This window comes from Pseudoalteromonas sp. S4741 (genome assembly GCF_005886135.1).
Lineage (GTDB): Bacteria > Pseudomonadota > Gammaproteobacteria > Enterobacterales > Alteromonadaceae > Pseudoalteromonas > Pseudoalteromonas tetraodonis.
The window spans coordinates 1-1,620 of record NZ_PNCN01000150.1; the positions used below are offsets into that span (position 1 = coordinate 1).

The 1,620-nt window shown below is 39.7% G+C and carries 1 protein-coding gene; it reads left to right on the forward strand.

Going from position 1 to position 1,620, the window contains the following annotated elements:
- The first annotated feature begins 104 nt into the window (after positions 1 to 104).
- A complete protein-coding gene (msrA, locus tag CWC30_RS16425) occupies positions 105 to 1,391 on the forward strand; it encodes a peptide-methionine (S)-S-oxide reductase MsrA (protein ID WP_138627640.1) in 1,287 nt (428 codons plus the stop codon).
- Positions 1,392 to 1,620 lie beyond the last annotated feature (229 nt).

The window sequence follows — 1,620 nt, forward strand, 5'->3', positions numbered from 1 at the left end:
ACACCACATAGGCTCTGCCTTGTCTAAACACCAAACAAACTGCTGCAAATTTAACCTTGGAAGGTAAACAGACCCTAGAGTAACTAAAACTAAGAGGTCATCGTATGTTTAAGCGGGTAATACTATCGGCGTTTGCCATTGTGGGCTTACTAAGTGCAATGAGTGCTATATCGTCAGATGAAATAATCAAACCAACTGATTTAGATGCAACCATGCATGTTGAAAAAATAGTGCTGGGTTCGGGCTGTTTTTGGGGGGCAGAAAAACGCTACGAAGCACTTAATGGTGTGTTAGACGCTGAATCGGGTTACGCCGATGGCCAAGGATTTAAGCCAACCTATAGAAATATCACTAAGTTATCCCGTCGCTTTGATGAAGATAATTACGCCGAAGTGGTGCAGGTTACCTTTAATAGTAATATTATTTCAGCAAGAGAGTTGTTGCAAAATTACTATGAGAGCCACGATCCAACGCAAAAGAATCGTCAGGGTAATGATGTAGGCACGCAATATCGCTCTATTATTTTAACCACTACCGATCAGCAAGCGAGTATCGCAAAAGCCGTCACGAGTGAGTATCAGCAATTATTAAGTAAAGCCGATTATGGAAAAATAGCGACGCAAATAAAGCCACTTGAACGCTTTTATTCGGCTGAAGAGTATCATCAAAATTACCTTGAAAAAAATCCAAACGGCTATTGCCCTGATCATTCAACCGGCGTTGTATTTACACAAAGTGATAAACCTAAGGTAGATAATACTGCATTATTAAATGGCAAACAGATTGTCATTTTAGACTCGCAAAGTTATTGCCCTTACTGCGAAAAGTTTAAAGCGGCCGTTGCCAATGATTATAAAGGCACAATTCCAATGACTTTCCGCCATGCTGATCAGCTTGCTGGGTTAACGATTAAATCGGCGACATGGGCTACGCCTACCATATTATTTTTAGAAAATGGGGTTGAGGTCTATTCTCGCCAAGGCTACATGAACGCAGAGCAATTTTATAAAGCTTTAGGTGCGTTTAAGCTTGGCAACAGTGAAGCTTATAAAGTGGCTTTTAATGCTAAAACCGACAGCCCTTACTGCAAAGAATATGCTATTTTTAAAAACACGCCCGATGGCATCTTTATTGATAAACTAAGCGGTGAGCCATTATTTGATACCCGCGATAGATTTAACTCAGGCACCGGTTGGCTTTCGTTTACCCACCCAATAAAAGATAGTGTAACTCAACATGAAGATAATAGCTGGGGAATGCAGCGCATTGAGCTTAAGTCTAAAAGTACCGGTATTCACTTAGGGCATTTATTTCCGGGTGAGGGGCCTAGAGGGCAAGATAGATATTGTATTAATGCGACTGTTTTAGAATTTGTAGCCAGAAAACAGTAAATTTTAAGCAAAAAAAAGCAGCGATGATTAAGTAACCTGAACTCTGGATAATAAATCTATCTCAAGCAGCTATTTACAGCGCTAACTACGTTGAATTTACTTGCAATAGGCGAGCTATTGACGCGTAATTTCGCCTTGTTTTCACTGGAAATCTCTGGCTAGAGAAAATAAACATAAATATCAATTTTGATTCAATACGTTAGTAAATCTCTTAACCAAAGTTCAGGTT